20 protein-coding genes and 1 tRNA gene are annotated in these 16,960 nt (G+C 63.8%); 11 read left to right on the top strand and 10 right to left on the bottom strand.

All coding sequences use genetic code 11. The annotated features are described in order from the left end of the window. Positions 1 to 2 precede the first annotated feature (2 nt). Positions 3 to 77 (bottom strand) — tRNA-Val (locus tag AArcS_RS03610). Between the two features lie 29 nt (positions 78 to 106). Next, positions 107 to 391, bottom strand: coding sequence for a DUF7553 family protein (locus AArcS_RS03605; protein ID WP_238479056.1), 285 nt, complete (start codon positions 389 to 391; stop codon positions 107 to 109). A gap of 238 nt (positions 392 to 629) precedes the next feature. Here AArcS_RS03605 and AArcS_RS03600 point away from each other — a divergent pair, with 238 nt between their 5' ends. After that, positions 630 to 1,577 carry an MBL fold metallo-hydrolase gene (locus AArcS_RS03600; protein WP_238479055.1) on the top strand — a complete coding sequence of 316 codons (948 nt, stop codon included), beginning with the start codon at positions 630 to 632 and terminating at the stop codon, positions 1,575 to 1,577. After that, a complete protein-coding gene (locus tag AArcS_RS03595) occupies positions 1,574 to 3,319 on the top strand; it encodes an adenine deaminase C-terminal domain-containing protein (RefSeq protein ID WP_238479054.1) in 1,746 nt (581 codons plus the stop codon). Before AArcS_RS03600 ends, AArcS_RS03595 begins: the two co-directional genes overlap by 4 nt. A gap of 23 nt (positions 3,320 to 3,342) precedes the next feature. On the opposite strand, the gene AArcS_RS03590 is transcribed toward AArcS_RS03595, so the two are convergent. Both AArcS_RS03590 and AArcS_RS03585 read right to left on the bottom strand, forming a co-directional pair. Further along, positions 3,343 to 3,876: a cob(I)yrinic acid a,c-diamide adenosyltransferase gene (locus AArcS_RS03590; protein ID WP_238479053.1), complete on the bottom strand. Its 534-nt coding sequence runs from the start codon at positions 3,874 to 3,876 to the stop codon at positions 3,343 to 3,345. 74 nt (positions 3,877 to 3,950) lie between these two features. Then, positions 3,951 to 4,172, bottom strand: a complete 222-nt coding sequence (locus AArcS_RS03585; RefSeq protein ID WP_238479052.1) for a hypothetical protein — start codon at positions 4,170 to 4,172, stop codon at positions 3,951 to 3,953. 210 nt (positions 4,173 to 4,382) lie between these two features. Here AArcS_RS03585 and AArcS_RS03580 point away from each other — a divergent pair, with 210 nt between their 5' ends. Continuing rightward, a complete protein-coding gene (locus AArcS_RS03580; RefSeq protein WP_238479051.1) occupies positions 4,383 to 4,544 on the top strand; it encodes a DUF7838 family putative zinc beta-ribbon protein in 162 nt (53 codons plus the stop codon). On the opposite strand, the gene AArcS_RS03575 is transcribed toward AArcS_RS03580, so the two are convergent. The 4 genes from AArcS_RS03575 to gcvPA all read right to left on the bottom strand — a co-directional run bounded on the left by AArcS_RS03575 (position 4,541) and on the right by gcvPA (position 8,792). Beyond that, positions 4,541 to 5,440, bottom strand: coding sequence for a cation diffusion facilitator family transporter (locus tag AArcS_RS03575; protein WP_238479050.1), 900 nt, complete (start codon positions 5,438 to 5,440; stop codon positions 4,541 to 4,543). The genes AArcS_RS03580 and AArcS_RS03575 overlap by 4 nt on opposite strands. A gap of 62 nt (positions 5,441 to 5,502) precedes the next feature. After that, the gene (locus AArcS_RS03570) at positions 5,503 to 5,934 is read right to left on the bottom strand and encodes a CopG family ribbon-helix-helix protein (RefSeq protein ID WP_238479049.1); all 432 of its coding nucleotides are present in this window, start codon (positions 5,932 to 5,934) and stop codon (positions 5,503 to 5,505) included. Positions 5,935 to 6,006: 72 nt separating this feature from the next. Continuing rightward, on the bottom strand, positions 6,007 to 7,461 hold the full coding sequence (gene gcvPB / locus AArcS_RS03565) for an aminomethyl-transferring glycine dehydrogenase subunit GcvPB (RefSeq protein WP_238479048.1): 1,455 nt from the start codon (positions 7,459 to 7,461) through the stop codon (positions 6,007 to 6,009). After that, a complete protein-coding gene (gene gcvPA / locus AArcS_RS03560; RefSeq protein ID WP_259372677.1) occupies positions 7,458 to 8,792 on the bottom strand; it encodes an aminomethyl-transferring glycine dehydrogenase subunit GcvPA in 1,335 nt (444 codons plus the stop codon). Before gcvPA ends, gcvPB begins: the two co-directional genes overlap by 4 nt. A gap of 218 nt (positions 8,793 to 9,010) precedes the next feature. On the opposite strand from gcvPA, the gene AArcS_RS15840 reads away from it, so the two are divergent. Further along, a complete protein-coding gene (locus AArcS_RS15840) occupies positions 9,011 to 9,142 on the top strand; it encodes a hypothetical protein (RefSeq protein WP_259372676.1) in 132 nt (43 codons plus the stop codon). Between the two features lie 2 nt (positions 9,143 to 9,144). Here AArcS_RS15840 and gcvH read toward each other — a convergent pair whose 3' ends face one another. After that, entirely contained in the window at positions 9,145 to 9,528 is a 384-nt protein-coding gene (gene gcvH, locus AArcS_RS03555) for a glycine cleavage system protein GcvH (RefSeq protein WP_238479047.1), read from the bottom strand. Next, positions 9,525 to 10,646: a glycine cleavage system aminomethyltransferase GcvT gene (gene gcvT / locus AArcS_RS03550; RefSeq protein WP_238479046.1), complete on the bottom strand. Its 1,122-nt coding sequence runs from the start codon at positions 10,644 to 10,646 to the stop codon at positions 9,525 to 9,527. Before gcvT ends, gcvH begins: the two co-directional genes overlap by 4 nt. Positions 10,647 to 10,763: 117 nt before the next feature. Here gcvT and AArcS_RS03545 point away from each other — a divergent pair, with 117 nt between their 5' ends. The 7 genes from AArcS_RS03545 to AArcS_RS03515 all read left to right on the top strand — a co-directional run bounded on the left by AArcS_RS03545 (position 10,764) and on the right by AArcS_RS03515 (position 16,959). Then, the gene (locus tag AArcS_RS03545) at positions 10,764 to 11,234 is read left to right on the top strand and encodes an NYN domain-containing protein (RefSeq protein WP_238479045.1); all 471 of its coding nucleotides are present in this window, start codon (positions 10,764 to 10,766) and stop codon (positions 11,232 to 11,234) included. Between the two features lie 148 nt (positions 11,235 to 11,382). After that, positions 11,383 to 12,222, top strand: coding sequence for a TatD family hydrolase (locus AArcS_RS03540; RefSeq protein ID WP_238479044.1), 840 nt, complete (start codon positions 11,383 to 11,385; stop codon positions 12,220 to 12,222). A 145-nt stretch (positions 12,223 to 12,367) separates the two neighbouring features. Further along, the gene (locus tag AArcS_RS03535; RefSeq protein WP_238479043.1) at positions 12,368 to 12,952 is read left to right on the top strand and encodes a DUF2150 family protein; all 585 of its coding nucleotides are present in this window, start codon (positions 12,368 to 12,370) and stop codon (positions 12,950 to 12,952) included. A gap of 85 nt (positions 12,953 to 13,037) precedes the next feature. Then, positions 13,038 to 14,312: a Single-stranded DNA binding protein gene (locus AArcS_RS03530; RefSeq protein ID WP_238479042.1), complete on the top strand. Its 1,275-nt coding sequence runs from the start codon at positions 13,038 to 13,040 to the stop codon at positions 14,310 to 14,312. Next, positions 14,309 to 15,955, top strand: a complete 1,647-nt coding sequence (locus AArcS_RS03525) for an RPA family protein (RefSeq protein WP_238479041.1) — start codon at positions 14,309 to 14,311, stop codon at positions 15,953 to 15,955. The genes AArcS_RS03530 and AArcS_RS03525 overlap by 4 nt, the downstream gene beginning before the upstream one ends. Then, the gene (locus AArcS_RS03520) at positions 15,955 to 16,695 is read left to right on the top strand and encodes a metallophosphoesterase (protein WP_238479040.1); all 741 of its coding nucleotides are present in this window, start codon (positions 15,955 to 15,957) and stop codon (positions 16,693 to 16,695) included. Before AArcS_RS03525 ends, AArcS_RS03520 begins: the two co-directional genes overlap by 1 nt. 123 nt (positions 16,696 to 16,818) lie before the next feature. After that, positions 16,819 to 16,959, top strand: a complete 141-nt coding sequence (locus AArcS_RS03515; protein ID WP_238479039.1) for a rubrerythrin-like domain-containing protein — start codon at positions 16,819 to 16,821, stop codon at positions 16,957 to 16,959. The last annotated feature ends 1 nt before the right edge of the window (position 16,960 follow it).

The following is a 16,960-nucleotide window of genomic DNA, read 5'->3' as shown; positions in this document are numbered from 1 at the left end:
AGTGGGTTGGGCAAGATTTGAACTTGCGGCCCTCGCCGTGTGAAGGCGATGTCATAACCAGACTAGACCACCAACCCGCGTAAAAAATCGTACCGCCGCTCCGAACTTAAGCCTTACTTTCGGCAGGTGCGGCGTCCTCGCCGTGACGATAGGCGTGGATCCGCTCGCGGGCCTTTCCGACGGCCTCTTTTGCCTCACCTTCGGCCCGTTCCTCGATCTCTTCGAGGTCGGCCCGGATCTTGTCGAGGCGGCTCGCCTCCGGTTCTTCGTCGCCGCCCGTTAGTTCCCGGAACTTCTCCTCGACGGGTTCGAGCTCCTCGGCAACGCCCTGTTTAGCTTTCTTTCCGGCGCGGGTCAGGTAGTATCGTGCATCCTCGAAGTGCTTGTTCATATCCGACCTTACGCAAGGGACAGATATAACTCTTGTGCCCTAACCGATCTGACGTGTCGTTCTGACTATACAGATAATCGCACTACAGTAGTACTGAGAATTGGAGGATGACGACATGAGGACCTCTAACTGAGACAGAGTATTTCCGGATTTCCAGCGGCCGAACGCGGGGACAACCGCCAGTAGTGCGTCACCGGTTCACAAACCGTTTTACCGCTCCGCGGCCCAGCCACGCACGATGTTCAGTCGGCTCTCGATCCCGACGCCGTTTCAGGTCGGTCCAGTGAACGCATATCTCGCCGATGGGACGCTGATCGATCCCGGTCCCGACAGCGACGAGGGGTGGGAAACGCTTACGGAGAAACTGGCGGCCGAAGACTGCCGGATCAGCGATCTCGAACGAGTGGTTGTGACACATCCGCACCCGGATCACTTTGGCATGGCAAAGCGCCTCCATGACCGCGGAATCGACGTCATCGCCAGTCCCGACACGGCGACGATCATCGAGGCATTCGACGAGCGCCTGGCGTACGAACAGTCCTTTTTCGAGGAGTTTTTCGTTCGCCACGGACTCGAACGGTCGACCGTCGAAAGCGTAATAACGCTTCCCGAAGCCTACCTGCCGTACGCGCCGAACTCACCGGTCGACCGGGTCGTCACGGACGGCGATAGTGTCGCTATCAACGGCGTCGAGTTGACGGTCGAGACCCGCCATGGACACGCGGCGGGCGAGTTGCTGTTGAGCTACGAGGCCGACGGAGAGAACCGGGCGGTCGTCGGCGATCACGTTCTCGGTGACGTGACGCCGAACCCGCTCTTGCGGCCGCCGATGAACGACACTGACGAACGCCCACGGGTACTACCGACGTACAACGAGTCGCTAACGCAGCTCCGGGACCGTCCCTTCGATCAACTTCTCCCCGGCCATGGTGAGCTCATCACGGAGCCATCCAACCGCATCAGTGAGATCCTGACGGCCCACGAGGACCGGACAGAGAACGTCCTCGCGCTACTCGATGGGGAGACGAGCGCCCGTGAAGTGATGGAGGGGCTGTTCGACGACCTGCCGGTGATCGAGTACTTCCCCGCGATGAGCGAGGCGGTCGGCCATCTTGACGTGCTCGAAGCGCGTGACAAAGTGCGTGCGATTGAAGAGGACGGCCGAACCCTGTATACAAAGAGATGAACCGCACACAGGCGGTTGCGCTCGGCGAGGCCGACGCCGATATCGCAATCACAGGGGGACGCGTTTTCCTGCCCGAGACCCGCGAGTTCCGTTCGCTTGATGTCGCTATCGTCGACAACGAGATCGCCGCACTCCCCGACGATGCCAGCGACGTCATCGGCCCCGAAACTACCCAGCTATCAGCTGACGGGCGGGTCGTCCTGCCGGGACTGATCGACGCACACACGCACGTCGATACCGTCCAGTCGCTGGAGAACGCCTATCACCACGTGCTGGCCACTGGAACCACGACTGTCGTTACCGAAGCGTCGGGGCCTGGAAGCCTGTTTGGCGCACGCGGCGTCGAGGCGCTGCTCGCGGCGACTGCCTATCTCCCAATCACCGTCAGGGTGACCGTGCCGACGATGCCCCTCGTCGACACGTTCGAGGGACGACGCGCAAGCAAGAAGGAAGCCGAAGCGCTCGTCGACCTGCTCGACGACGACCGTGTCGTCGGCGTCGGCGAAACCGACTGGATCCACCTCGTCGGTCGGGACCACGACCTCGACGATCTGTACGACCGCGCCCGCCACGCTGGCAAGCCGATCTGCGGTCACGGCGCTGGCTGTCGGGAGGAGAAACTGACCGCCTTCGCCGGACTCGTCGACAACGATCACGAGGCGATCAGCGGAGACGGGATGATCAACCGGGTCGAGCGCGGCATCCACACGATCGGACGGTACGGGACGATCCGGGACGATATTGACGCCCTCGCCGACGCAGTCGATCGGGTCGGCTCCTCGGAGCTCTCGCTGTCGACCGACGGAATGTGGCCCCGCGACCTGCTGGACGAGGGGGCGATGGACGCCGTCGTCCGGCGGACCATCGATGCGGGCGTCGATCCCGCCGATGCGCTTCGGATGGCCACGCTGAACCCGGCAAGACATTTCGGGCTCGACGACCGGGGTTCACTTGCACCCGGTAACGTCGCCGATATCGTAATCGTCGACGATCTGACGGCGATGAACGTCGCCACCGTCCTCTCGGGCGGTGAGGTCGTCGTCGAGAAGGGCGTACATCAGGTTGCGCCGAGGAGCCACGAGTACCCCGAGTTCGTCTACGACTCGATCGACGTCGAGAGCGATCCGGAACGGTTCACCGTCCCCGCGAGCGCGGCCGACGCGGACGGTCGGGTGCGCGCGATCGAAATCGGCGAGGGCTTGCTCTCGACCGAGACGACGGTCCAGCCGCGTGTCGAGGACGGGACCCTCCACGCCGCACCTGAGCGGGACATCGCCAAGGTCACGCTGCTGGACCGCCATCCCGACGCCGATGGAACCGGATTCACTGGCTTTCTGGCGGGCTACGGGATCGAAGAGGGCGCGATCGCAACCAGCATGACCATGGAGTCGACGGGCGTACTGGCGGTCGGGACGAGCGACGATGCCCTCTCGGCTGCGGTCGAACACGTCGAAGCGCAGGGCGGCGGCTGGGCGGTCATCCGCGACGGCGAGGCAATCGCCGAGCTTCCCTATCGGATCGCTGGCGTCGCCGCCGATCTCGAAGTCGAGGAGACGGCACAGCTTCTGAACGCAGTCGAAAAGGGGTCGCGCTCGCTCGGCGTCGACGTCGATCGTCCTCTCCTGACACTCACGTCGCTCCCCTTTGTCGGCGTGCCGACGTTCAAGATGACGTGCTCGGGGTACGCTGACGTACTCGGCCGATCGCTGGTCGGACTCACGCCCGACGAGGCGGACGAGTAGAAGACGGACAGGAGGCGAGTAGCTCAGTAGGTCGGATTCTCTTCAGGCACGTCGTCGCGCTTGTTCACCACGCGAGCGAGCACGAACAGCGCGTCCGAAAGCCGGTTCAGGTACTCGATCACGACGTCGTTAATCGTCTCCTCGGCAGCCAGCGCTACGGCACGGCGCTCCGCGCGACGACAGACAGCCCGTGCGTGATGCAGGCTCGCACCGCTTTCGCCGCCACCGGGCAGGATGAAGCTCTCCAGCGGGTCGAGTTCCTCGTCGTGGTCGTCGATCCAGCCTTCCAGCGTTTCGACGTGCCCCTCGGTGATGACAGGGTCGTCCTTCTCGGGTGCAGGGTTTGCGAGGTCCGCCTGTGCGATGTGAAGGTGGTTCTGAATCCGTTCGAGCTGGTCGTCGATGTCGTCGTAGCCGCTCGGCCGGACTGCGCCGATGAGGGCGTTAACCTCGTCGACGGTGCCGTAGGCCTCGATACGCGCGCTGGTCTTCGAGACCCGCGACATGTTCCGTAGATCGGTCATTCCCTCGTCACCGCGACCGGTGTAGATCTTCATACGAGGATTGTGGGCCCGAGCGACCTTAGTTGATGCTACCCGAAGCGGTCACGGCAAAACCGGATGTGACCGGGTTACTCTAGCCCGTAGTCCGCCAGCGAGTGGTAGTGTTTCCAGTAGCCGGTGATCGAATCGAGCGCGAACGTGAGCGTCCCGTCCGACAGGTCCAGCGTGACCTGTTCTGTCCCGATTTCGGTGTCGTGAAGGTGTAGCTCCAGAGGCACGTCGAACTCCTCGACGTTTACCATCAGTTCGCCAGTCGCTTCCAGTTCGGATTGTAGTGTCTCCTGATCCATCGTTCCGGGTGAGAGTCGGGACGACACCCTCGAAAAAGATGCTGTGATTCTTAGAAACTGGGAGCGGCACCGAACGATGAGTTTTGTATAGCTACATAGCATATATACCTTGATTTTTACCGTTACCGGGCTATCCTGAGCGATTCCAACTATCGAACGGGACTGCCCCCAATCAGAGGGATTAAGCGGACAGACCGGAAACACCGAGGTATGGAACGCGAGATCTACTGCCCCACCTGCGAGGGTGAAACGACGTTCTGGCTCGCGGCGAGCACGGAACTCCATCTGGGTACGAAGACGAAGTGGCGCTGTTCGGAGTGTGAACGTGGCGTCGTTCGGATCGGTGAGGACGTCGACACGGCCGCTGCCTAGTTGTTCTCCTCGGCGTCTTTCCACTCACCCACGCCGGATGGATCGAGATGAACATGGGCGTCCCCGACGTCCTCTTCGGCCCGCAACATGTCGACGAGCTCCGACTCCACATCGTGGGCTTCACGGAGCGGGAGGCCCCCGTCCACCTCGGCATGGGCTTCGACTTCCAGGACTGTCCCATCGTAGAAGACGACCAGATCGTGAACGCCCTGGACATCCGGATGTGACTGTATCGTCTCCCGGACTGCCGCCCGCTGCTCGTCCGACGGTGCTGCGCCGACAAGATACGAGACGTTCTCCCGCCCGATCGAAACGCCCTGATACACGACCAGCACGCTCACCAGTGCACCGGCAAGCGGATCGAGCAGTGGATAGCCAAGCAGAACGCCGAGTACGCCCGCGACGACCGCAAGCGAGGTGTAGATATCGTTCAGGCAGTCGGTGGCGAGTGCCGACAGCGCGGTCGAGCCGAGATCCTCATTAACTCGCTTCGTGTACCAGTAGACGGCGTACATATCGGCGATCGCAAAGGCGAGCGCGCCGAGTAGAAGGTAGCTGAACTGGGCAAACTCGTCGGCGAGCAGGCCCTGCACCGACTCGTACAGAAGATTGATTCCGAGGAGGGCGATCGCGACCCCGACGAACAGCGCCGTAAGGGGTTCTATCCGCGAGTGGCCGTGGGGATGTGTCGCGTCGGGATCCTTGAACCGGGCCTGCCCCCAGATCAGTACGACGATCGAAGCGACCAGATCGGCGATCGAGTGTGCGGCGTCGGCCAGCAGGGCCACGGAGCCAAAGGCGAGGCCGACTGCCCCCTCGACGACGATTTTGGCCGCGTTTCCGAGCACGTTGACCCACGAGGCGCGGGCAAATCGTGACTGCTCGGCGTCGTCCATAGTCGGTTTAGATTCAGTCTAAACTTGAAGCTTGTCATCGGGAGAAGCGGTAACCCGTCGTACTAGAGCGCTTCGGAGATCCCTCGTGCGAACTCGTCGAGCGGGAGCACGGAGTAATCGACCGAGAGAGTATCCTGAGTCGCCCGAATCTTGCCGACGAACGTCGAGATCTCCTCTAGCTGACCTTCAAGCACGAAGAGCTCCATGCAGTAGCTTTCGCCGACGTGGCTGTGGAAGTTCGAGGCGACCAGATCTTCGTGTTCGTGACGAAGATGCATCATCTGCTCTTCGACGCTGGTTGTCTCGTAATCGAAGACGACGGTCACCACGCCCATTAGCTCCTTCCCCTCGAGCTGTTTGTCCTCGAATTCACCCAGCAATCCCCGGGATGCTTCCCGCATAACTTCGCTACGGCCGGTGTAGCCGTGGTCGTCGGCAAACTCGTCGATCCGTTCGAGCAGTTCCTCGGGCATCGAGACGCTTACGACAGTCATATGTTAATCGAAGCGCGTTTCGTTATTAAGGATTACTGAATTCACTGCCAAAACCGGGTAGAGGTTACTAGCCTATTCGTCGAGTGCCTGCCAGGAGAGCCGCAGGTTTCGGGCGGCCGCCGTCTGGTCGATCAGCCGCGCAGCCGTTCGTTCGGGAGCGCTCGCGAGCGTCTCGTCGTCCTCCTCGATTACCGCGTTGAACGCCCGTGCGAGCTGATCGAGTGTATCCTTGCTCTCGATCTCGGTTGGCTCCGTCATCAGCGCCTCGCCGACGATTTCGGGCCACTTCGTCGTCGGCGGGTGGACGCCGTAATCGAGCATCCGCTTTGCGACATCGGCGGCGTCCTGCTCGCCCGCACTGGCCACGAACTCGTGGTGGAACGGACCGTATGGGACCTCGTACTCGACCTGCTCGCCGAGATAATTGGCGTTCAGCACGGCCTTCGCGCTGGCGTCCGCGAGCCCTTCGTCGCCGAGCCGAGCGATGTAGGCGTACGCCTTCACGAGGACGAGCCAGTTGCCCGAAAAGCCATGAACCTTGCCGATCGAGTGTTCGGGCCTGAACTCCTCGTAGCCCATCTCGGAACGCCGGACCCGGGGAGCAGGCAGGAACTCGGCAAGCTCGTCGACGACGCCGACCGGCCCCGCGCCGGGGCCACCGCCCCCGTGGGGCGTCGCGAACGTCTTGTGCACGTTGTAGTGCATGATGTCAAAGCCCATATCGCCGGGGCGGGCGCGACCGAGCAGGGCGTTCAGGTTCGCACCGTCATAATAGAGCAGTCCGCCGACGTCATGAACCATCGCGGCGATCTCCTCGATATCGCGCTCAAAGAGGCCGAGCGTGTTCGGGTTCGTCAGCATGAGCGCTGCGGTCTCCTCGGACAGCGCGGTGTCCAGAGCGTCGAGATCAACGCGACCGTCCTCGCCGCCGGGCAGCGAGACCACGTCGTAGCCGCCCAGGGCGGCGCTGGCGAAGTTCGTCCCGTGAGCGCTCTCCGGGATGATAACCTCACTCCGGTCGTCGCCTCGCGCTTCGTGATAGGCCTTTGCGACCAGAATGCCGGTGAACTCGCCAGCCGCACCGGCTGGGGGCTGCAGTGAGACGGCATCCATCCCGCCGATCCGTGCGAGGTAGTCCTGTAGTCGGTACTGAAGCTCCAGAGTGCCCTGTTTTCGGCGTTCGGGCCGATCCGGGTGGATGGCGGCGTCGCTGAGACCGGCGACGTCCTCGGTGAACTTCGGGTTGTACTTCATCGTACAGCTGCCCAGCGGATACGGTCCCGTGTCGATGGCGTAGGTCATCTGCGAGAGTCGGGTGTAGTGACGCGCGAGTTCAGGTTCGGAAAGCTCTGGAAGCGTGAGTTCGTCACGGGTGAGTTCGTCGGGCAGTGGGACGTCGACAGTGCTGTCATCAGCTGATTCAGCGTCACCGCCGTTGATCTCCACCGTCGTCTCGTCCTTCTCGGACAGCAGCGGTTCGTAGACCGACTCGTCGTCACGTCGCCAGCGGGCCTGATCGAACGTCATCCCTCGATCACCTCGGTAACGGCGGCGACGAAGCCGTCGAGATCGTCTTCGGTGAGGTCGTTCACGCACAGTTGTATTTCGTGGTCATCGACGGCATGAACTGCATAGCCCTGATCGGCGAGTGCATCGACGATGTCGACTGCGGGCTGCTCGGTTTCCGCGACGAACTCGCGGAGGTGATGACGGTCGTGGACGGGGGCGTCGATCCCCGAAAGCTCGTCGAGGGCGTCGGCGAGGCGGCTCGTCCGGACGATCGAGTCCCGTGCGGTCTCGACGAGGCCACTCGGGCCGAGCCACGCCGCGTGGATGGCTGCACGGAGCGCGACCCACGCCTGATTCGTGCAGATGTTACTTGTCGCCCGTTCCTGCCGGATATGCTGCTCGCGGGTCTGGAGCGTGAGCGTGTAGGCGCGTCGCTCCGCGGCGTCCTCACTCGCCCCGACCAGCCGTCCCGGCACCTGCCGGACGTACTCCTCGCGGGTGGCAAACATCCCCAGTCCCATGCCGTAGCTCGCCGGGAGACCGAGGACGCTCGCATCGCCGATCACGACATCCGCACCGACCCGTGCCGGTTTTTCGAGCACCGAGAGCGAGACCGGATCGGAGCCGAGTGCAAAGAGGGCGTCGTGGCCGTCCGCGATTCCGGCGATGGAATCCAGTCGTTCCTCGATAACGCCCCGAACCGTCGGACTTTCCGCGTAGACGAGGACGACGTCGTCCTCGACCAGCTCGGCCAGCGCGTCGACGTCGACACAGCCGTCGTCCATCGGGTACGACTCGACGTGCAGGTCGGTTCCGGCGACGTAGTTGTCCAGCACCCCACGTTTGCCCGAGCGGAGATGAGCGGGCACGAGCACGCGCTGGCCGGTCGTCGATCTGATCCGATCGGCCAGGGTCGCCGTCTCACCGAGGGCCGTCGCCGCGTCGTACATCGAGCAGTTCGCGACTTCGAGCCCGGTGAGTTCGGCCAGCATCGACTGGTACTCGAACAGTACCTGCAGAAAGCCCTGCGAGACCTCGGGCTGGTACTGGGTGTACGACGTCAGAAACTCGGCGCGCTGGGAGAGGTTGTCGACCAGCGAGGGGACGTACGTATCGTAGTGGCCGCGGCCGAGCAACTCGACCATGTCGTCGTTGCGGCCGAGCATCCGTTCGACCTCCGTTCGTACTTCTCGTTCACTGCGTGAATCGATCCCGAACGCACCGTCGAAGCCGACCCCCTCGGGGATATCAAACAGGTCGGCCTCCGCCTCAACACCGATGTCGGCGAGCATCGCCGCAGTCTCGGCGTCAGTGTGGGGCGCGTACGGGCTTCCACCGGAGCGGGTCACGGCTGGATTCCCACCCGGCTACCGTGTAGAGCTGTCACGAGTGGGGGTTACGACTAGTCGTATATCAGAATCCCGGTTCCGGAGACTGCGACGCTGCAGTTGGCGATATCGTACAGGGAACTGAGACGATGCGAAACAGGCGTATATCAATCAACGCTATATCAAATGCTGCATTCGGTCGGGATGACCTCTTTCAGCCCCCTCACGTCGTGTCGACCATGCCGGAGTCCGTCGTACCGCCGCCGATGGAGCCGGGCGACCGAATCGCCGTCCTCACGCCGATCGCGCCGCTGTCGCTCGGCGAGAGGGTTCGACTGGAGCCGGAAAACGGACCGATCGTGTTCGAGTAGGCTTACTCCGTCTGGTCGGCGTACGCCTCGGCCGACAGCAGGTCGTCGAGGTCGCTCTCGTCGGCGAGTTCGAGTTCGAGCATCCATCCCTCGCCGTAGGGGTCGTCGTTGACGAGTTCCGGGGCGCTAAAGAGCTCCTCGTTGACCGCGGTGACCTCGCCGCTCACGGGGGCGTACAGATCCGAGACGGCCTTGATGCTCTCGATGACGCCGAACTGCGCTTCGGCGTCGAGATCGTCGCCGACGTCGGGAAGTTCGACGAAGACGACGTCGCCGAGTTCGTCCTGCGCGAAGTCCGTGATGCCGACGCGAACGGTGTCTCCGTCGCGTCGCGCCCACTCGTGGGATTCCAGGTAGCCGAGTTCGTCGGGGGTTTCGAAGCTCATCTGTATTCGTCCAGTAGGTTTGCTGGTTCGACCCTTGCCTTTTTCGGCTGGCCGCGGATCTCGACGCGGACGGTCTCACCGACGTCGGCGTGCTCGTGGTCGACGTAGCCCAGTCCGATCGGTTCGTCGAGCGTCGGGCTCATCGTCCCGCTCGTTACGGTGCCGATCGTCTCGCCGTCGGGCGTCGTGATCGGATAGCCGTGCCGCGGGACGCCCCGGTCGATCAGACGGAGGCCGACGAACTTCTGGTCCGATCCCTCCTCGTGAACGCCTTCGAGCGCGTCACGTCCGACGAATTCGGTATCGAGTTTGACGCTGAAGCTGACGCCCGCCTCGTAGGGATTGCGGGGGTCTGTCTCGTAGTCGAAGTCCTGTCCCGAGAGCAAGAATCCGGCTTCGATCCGGAGCGTGTCGCGTGCACCGAGTCCACAGGGCTGACACTCGAAGGCCGACCAGACCGTCTCGGCCTCGTCCCACGGCGCGAGGATCTCGTAACCGTCCTCGCCGGTGTAGCCCGTCCGGGAGACGAGCGCGTCGACGCCCGCGACCGTCGTGTACTCGGCCTGGAATGGAGAGAGATTTCGGATGTCCCCCGCGGTGACTGCCGCGAGCGTGTCCGGCGCGTCGGGTCCCTGCAGGGCGACCATCGCGTACTCCTCGGTGCGGTTCGTAACGCTCGCATCGAGACCCCACTCGTCGCGGTGGGCGACCCACCGGTCGTACATGAGTTCGTCGTGGCCAGCGTTCGGGACGAACAGATACCGGGCGTCGTCGCCATCCGGGGCGACCACACGGTCGCCCTCGGGGAGCCGGTAGACCACCGTGTCGTCGATTATCAGCCCGGCCTCGTCGGTGATCATCGAGTACTGGGCGTCACCCGGCGAGAGGGCGGTGACGTCGTTCGAGGTCAACCGTTGCATCAGTCGGGTGGCCTCGGGCCCGCTCACCGCGATCTCGCTCATGTGTGACACGTCGAAGATCCCGACAGACTCGCGGACGGCCTCGTGTTCCGTCCGAATCGAGTCGAACTCGACGGGCATCTCCCAGCCGCCGAAGTCGGTAAGTTTGGCGGCCCGGTCGTCGTGTACCGCAGCGAGCGGCGGCAGGCGAAGTGACATACGGGTGGATTGTCGGGCAGGGAGTAATGGTTTTCCGTCCGTTCCGTGCCGGGGATCGAGCAGTTGTCGCGCCCGGCGTTTCGTCACACCTTTCCGCCGAGACTGGATAGAACGCCCATGGTTGATCGGTTACGCGCCCTGCAGGACCGGATATCGGCGGTCGACAACGCCGACCGCGTTCGGGTCGGGCTGTTCGTGGACGGTCCGAACGTGCTCCGCGACGAGTTCGACGTCGACCTCGACGACGTTCGGGACGCCGCCGCGGAGTTCGGCCAGCTGGGCGTCACGCGACTCTATCTCGACGAACACGCCACGCCGGGGTTGATTCAGGCCGCCGAAGCGCGGGGCTACGAGGTCGTCATCACGAGCGGTGACGTCGACGTCAAGCTCGCCATCGACGCCGCCGAAACGGCCGTCCGCGACGAGATCGACGTGCTGGTGATCGCCTCGCGGGATACGGACTTCAAGCCGGTGCTGGAGACCGCGGGCCGGAACGGCATCCGTACCGTGGCGATCGCTCCTGGGACGCACGGCAGATCTGATGCGCTACGGAATGCGGCGAACGACGCCGTATTGCTCGGGGAGTGAGGAAACGCCGGGAAACCACGACTACACTTTTCGAAGTGAATAGCTATAGATTTTGAAGTATAAGAATACACTTTTCGAAGTTAGTGACGACGGACGACCGTTCGGGTCGAAACGAAGTCCTTTCGACGCTACCCTCCAACCTCGACCCATGGAACTCGACACGCCGGTACTGGACAACCACATGCACCTCGATCCCGACTACGGGCGGGGACTCGACGCAGTCGAGGACTTCGCCCGACTCGGGGGGACGCATCTGCTGGTCGTCAACAAGCCCTCGTGGCATCTCGACGTCGAGGCGGAGACGGGCGAGGACTTCCGTGAGGTGTTCGAGCGCACGATCGCGGTCGTCGAGGACGCGAGCGAACTGCTCGACGGGCGGGCGTGGCCCGTTCTGGGCGTCCACCCGGGCCTGATCTCCCGGCTCGTCGACGAGCGAGGATTCACGCCCGAGGAGGCGCGCAATCTCATGCAGGCCGGGCTGGACGTCGCCGCGGAGATCGTCGAGGACGGCCGGGCGCTCGCGCTCAAATCGGGACGGCCTCACTACGACGTCGAGGATGCCGTGTGGGACGCCTCGAACGCAGTCATGCGCCATGCCTTCGAGTTGGGTGCTGAGCTGGACTGCGCTGTGCAGTTACACACCGAGGGAAGCGACGATCTGACCGAGGTCGCCGACTGGGCCGAGGACGCCGGCCTTCCGGCCGAAAAGGTCGTCAAGCACTACTCGGGCGGCACGCTCGCCGGTCCGATCCCGAGCGTGATGAGCGAGAAGGACCGCCTGCGCGTCGCAGCCGAGACGGGCGAGCCGTTCCTCATGGAGACCGACTTCGTCGACGATCCGGACCGACCCGGCGCAGTGATGGGACCGAAAACCGTCCCACGGCGAGTTCGCTGGCTACTGGAGGAGGGCCACGACGACGCCGTGAGAATCGCACACGTCGAGACGCCTCGCACAGCGTACGGGATCAAAACGCGCAATCATTTATAAATCGTCTCGCAAGTATACGAACGACTGGACGAGCACTAAACTGGCTTCTCCGTGTCTCTAGGGGCCGTTTCTACGGGATAAAAGCAGGTTCGTCCGAAGCTCTCGGAGAGAAAGGGTTTTCAAGCCGCCAGCGTACCGTCAGAGTATGAGCGCGCCGCCGAACGAGTTCTACTCAGAGGAACGCTGGCAGAACTGGCTCGACCGAATTACCGACGAGGATCTCGATCCCGAGGACGAGGACTCCGCACGCCTCCTGCTCAACCTGCAGGACGATGCCGCGATCGCCGTCGCAAAAGTCGTCTCGGCCCACGATGAGGGCGAGATCGACGCCGACACGGCGATGGACGAGATCGAGGAGATCCGCGAGATCGTGCTGAGCGAGGTCGAGTTCGACGACGAGGAGAAAGAACTGCTCGTCGACGACGTCCAGACCAGCCTCGTCTGTGTCTTTTATGCCGCCGAGGAGTACGTCGCCAACGGTGCGCCCGACGACGCCGGTATCGAACAGTACGTCCGCGCGGCTGCGGACGCTGAGGCCGAAGAGGACATCGACGCAGCGCTAGGCTACCTCGTGCAGGCCGGGACGATGATCATCGAGGGCGAGGAACTCGACTTCTCGATCGCCGAAGAGCTCGAGTACGGGCTCGTCTCGACGTGGGTTAACGGTCTCGACAGCCTCCAGAGCGCGATGAGCGACCCGGAAGTCGTCGAAGAAGAAGACGAAAACTGACCGAACGGCGACGCGGGCGACGGACCCGATTCACCTCCCGCTTTCCGCCAATCCTTTTTAATCACTCGCTGCGAAGTGGGGAGCGATGACGGTAGAAGAACGTGCCGAGGAGCTCGCCTCCGACCTCGGTGTTGACAAAGAGGAGGTCACAGAGGACCTGGAGAACCTGGTCGCCTACAGCGTGCCGATCGACGAGGCCGTACAGAGCCTGCGGCGCAAGTACGGCGGCGGTAGTGACTCCACGGGAACACAATCAAAAGACGGGATCGACGAGATCACGACCGCGGACGGGAGCGTCACCGTCACCGCGCGCGTACTGACGGTCGGCAAGCGCTCGATCCGATATCAGGGCGACGACCAGACAATCTTTGAGGGGACGCTCGCCGACGAGTCCGGCAGGATCGATTATACGGCGTGGCAGGACTTCGGGCTCTCGGCCGGCGACACGCTCACGATCGGCAATGCGGGTGTCCGCGAGTGGGATGGGAAGCCGGAGCTCAACCTCGGCGAGGGGACGAGCGTCGCCGTCGAAGAGGACCCCCTCGACGTACCCTACGAGATCGGCGGCGATGCCGACCTCGTGGACATCGAGACGGGCGACCGCGGCGTCAACGTCGAAGTACAGGTGGCAGAGGTCGAGCGCCGGACGATCGATGGCCGCGACGGGGAAACTGATATCCTCAGCGGCGTGCTCGCCGACGAAACCGGACAGCTTCCGTTCACTGACTGGGACCCACATCCCGACCTCGAGACCGAGGGGAACTCGGTGAGAGTCGAAAATGCCTACGTCCGGGAGTACCGTGGCGTCCCGTCGATCAACGTCTCGGAGTTCTCGACCGTTTCGGTCCTCGATCGGACAGTCGAGGTCAGCGATACCGGCACTCGACTCCCGATCGGCGAAGCGATCGATGCGGGTGGCGTCTACGACGTCGAGGTGACGGGGCACGTGCTCTCGGTCCGGGAGGGTTCCGGCCTGATCCAGCGCTGTCCCGAGTGCGATCGAGTCGTGCAAAACGGCCAGTGTCGCACACACGGCGAGGTCGACGGCTACGACGACCTGCGCGTGAAGGCGATCGTCGACGACGGGACCGGAACGCTCACTGCAGTGCTCGATGCCGAAATCACCGAGGAGATCTACGGCGGCGGCCTGGAGAAGGCGCGCGAACAGGCCCGCGAGGCGATGGACCAGACCGTCGTCGCCGACTCGATCCGCGAGGAGATCGTGGGCCGGGAGTTCCGCATCCGCGGGCATCTCTCGGTCGACGAGTACGGCGCGAACCTCGATGCCTCGGCGTTCGCCGAGGTCGACGACGAGCCAGAATCGCGTGCAACCGCCCTGCTGACGGAGGTGCGCGGATGAGCGGATCCGACGAGGTCGGTCGCCGCGAGGTTGCCTATCGGCTCTTTGCGGCGGAGTTCGAGGATGCGACCCTCGATTACAGGGAAAGCGACGAGGAGCGCGCCCCGAACTACGTCGTGACGCCGACCGGCGCGCGCGTCAATCGCATGTTCGTGGTCGGCGTCCTCACCGAGATTGAACAGGTCAACGAGAACGTGTTGCGCGCGCGGATCGTCGACCCGACCGGCGCGTTCGTCGTCTACGCCGGGCAGTACCAGCCCGACGAGCTGGCCTTCCTCGAACGGACCGATCCGCCCGCATTCCTTGCTATCACCGGCAAGGCCCGGACCTTCCAGCCCGAGGACTCGGATCGGATCTTCACGTCGATCCGGCCGGAAAGCATCAATCAGGTCGACGCCGCAACCCGGGACCGCTGGATCGTCGGCACTGCCGAGCAGACGGTAGAGCGCGTGGCGACGATGGCGACCGCGCTGGAGCGCCCGGAAGCGGGCGAGGAACTCGAATCCCTGCTCGTCGACGCTGGCGCGACATCCGAACACGCGAACGGGATCCGACTCGCGCTGGAACACTACGACACGACGCCGGCGTATCTCGACGCGATCCACGACCTCGCCGTCCAGGCGACCGAAACCGTCGCGGGCGAGCGCGATGAAGTAGCCGATCTGGCCGTTGCACCCGGCGAGGGCGACGGGAGCGTAACTGTCGACGACCTGCCGAAGGGCCTCGGCGAGATACCCGATCCGGGCAATGTGGAGAGTGCGGACGACAGCGTCGCGGGCGAACCGGAGACCCCCGACGAGCCGTCCGAAGCGGAGACAGAGGAGACGGCGAGCGACGACGATCCGGAATCAGTCGTCGACGACGATCCGGGTTCGGAACCGGTAGACGAAGTATCGGGGGATTCGACCGGCGAATCCGAGACGGAAACGGTGAGCGAGGAGCCAGACGAGAGCGTGACTGCCGACGATGCAATGGCGGCCAGCGAGTCCGTCGGCAACTTCGAGACTGGGGACGACGATACCGAGGCCGAGGCTGCCGGAGCGGACGAAGCTGCGCCAACCTCGGACGGAACGGAGCCCGATCAGGACGCCGAGTCGACCGCGCCGGACTCCGACGACTCGGCGACGGGCGAGATGTACGAGTTCTCGGACGACGAACGAGAGGAGATCGAAGAGGAGTACGGCACCGAGTTCTCCACCGGAACCGAGGTGCCCGAACCGGGCGAGGTCGACATCGAGACACCCGATCCGGACGAACTCGGCGAGCAGGCCAAAGAGGACATCGAAGCGTCCACAGAGGACGATACGGAATCCGACGACGACACCACAGCCAAAGACGAAACGACGACCGACGACACCGGATCAGAGGAAGAAGCAGAGCCCGAGGAGGAAACAGAACCAGGGGAGGAGACAGGTCCCGGCGAGGAAGCGGTGAACATCCCCGACGACGTGACGCTGACCGACGTCGTCATCGAGACGATGCAGGAACTGGACGACGGCGACGGCGTCGACCGGTACGACCTGATCGACGCGGTGATCGAGGATACGGGGATGACCGAACCGGACGTCGAGGACGCCATCGAGGAGGCACTGATGGGCGGTCGGTGTTACGAGCCGACCGACGACACCCTGAAGCCGATCTGATGGCGACGGTCGAGCCGCTCCCCGGTGAGCCCGCTGCAGTCGCGGATATCGACGGCGAGCCAGCGCTGGTCCTCGCGGACGTCCACGCGGGGATCGAATCCGCGCTCCGGGCGGAACGCGGGCTCTCGCTCGATAGCCGGGCGGAGACGCGCCGCGACCGGATCGAGCGACTGCTCGTCGGGACCGACGCGACACGCCTGATCGTCCTCGGCGACCTGATGCACTCCATTGGCGGCCCCGGCGGCGCGGAGCGTGGGGAGATAGAGGTACTGCTCGAATCGCTTCCCGCGGTCGACGTGACGCTCGTCAAGGGAAACCACGACGGCGAAATCGAGTCGTGGATCGAGGGGGTCACGGTGACAGAAGGCGGGGGCGTCCGACTCGGCGCGGTGGGGTTTGCCCACGGCCACACGTGGCCCGACCCGGACGTCCTCGCGGCCGATATCGTCTGTGTGGCGCACGAACACCCGCAGGTCCGGCTCGAAGACGAGGTCGGTGGGAGCCGCGCCGAGCGCGTCTGGCTGCGGGGGGAGCTGAACAGGGGCGTCTTCGAGGATCGGTACGACGCGCCGGTCGCGGCGTCCGAGCTGATCGTCGTTCCGGCGTTTAACGATCTCGTCGGCGGGACGTGGGTCAACACGAACGACGAGTTTCTCGCTCCCTTCCTCCCGGACGCGCTGGTCGACGGACAGGCGTACCTGCTGGACGGCACGCGGCTGGGCAGCTTCCGCGAGATTTGACCGGCAGAATACTTCGTATTCTCCCTCCGAACTGCCCGTTTGTCCACTATATAGACGTATTATGCCACTACAGACCACATTAGTGAAAACCGATAAGTACTGTGTTCGCTGGTATCAACGCACATGGTTCGATCCGATCCGTACACGCCCACATCGGCGTATTATGAATGCACGGAGTGTCTGAGCAGAACGACCGAGGAAATCACCGGCAACTGTCCGGAGTGTGGCGGCGTCGTCCGCAATATCGCGGTCGCCCGAGAGTAGG

The sequence above is a fragment of the Natranaeroarchaeum sulfidigenes genome (genome assembly GCF_017094485.1).
Taxonomy (GTDB): domain Archaea; phylum Halobacteriota; class Halobacteria; order Halobacteriales; family Natronoarchaeaceae; genus Natranaeroarchaeum; species Natranaeroarchaeum sulfidigenes.
Note: the sequence above shows the minus strand (reverse complement) of the source record. Positions and strands in the feature narration are given on the sequence as shown.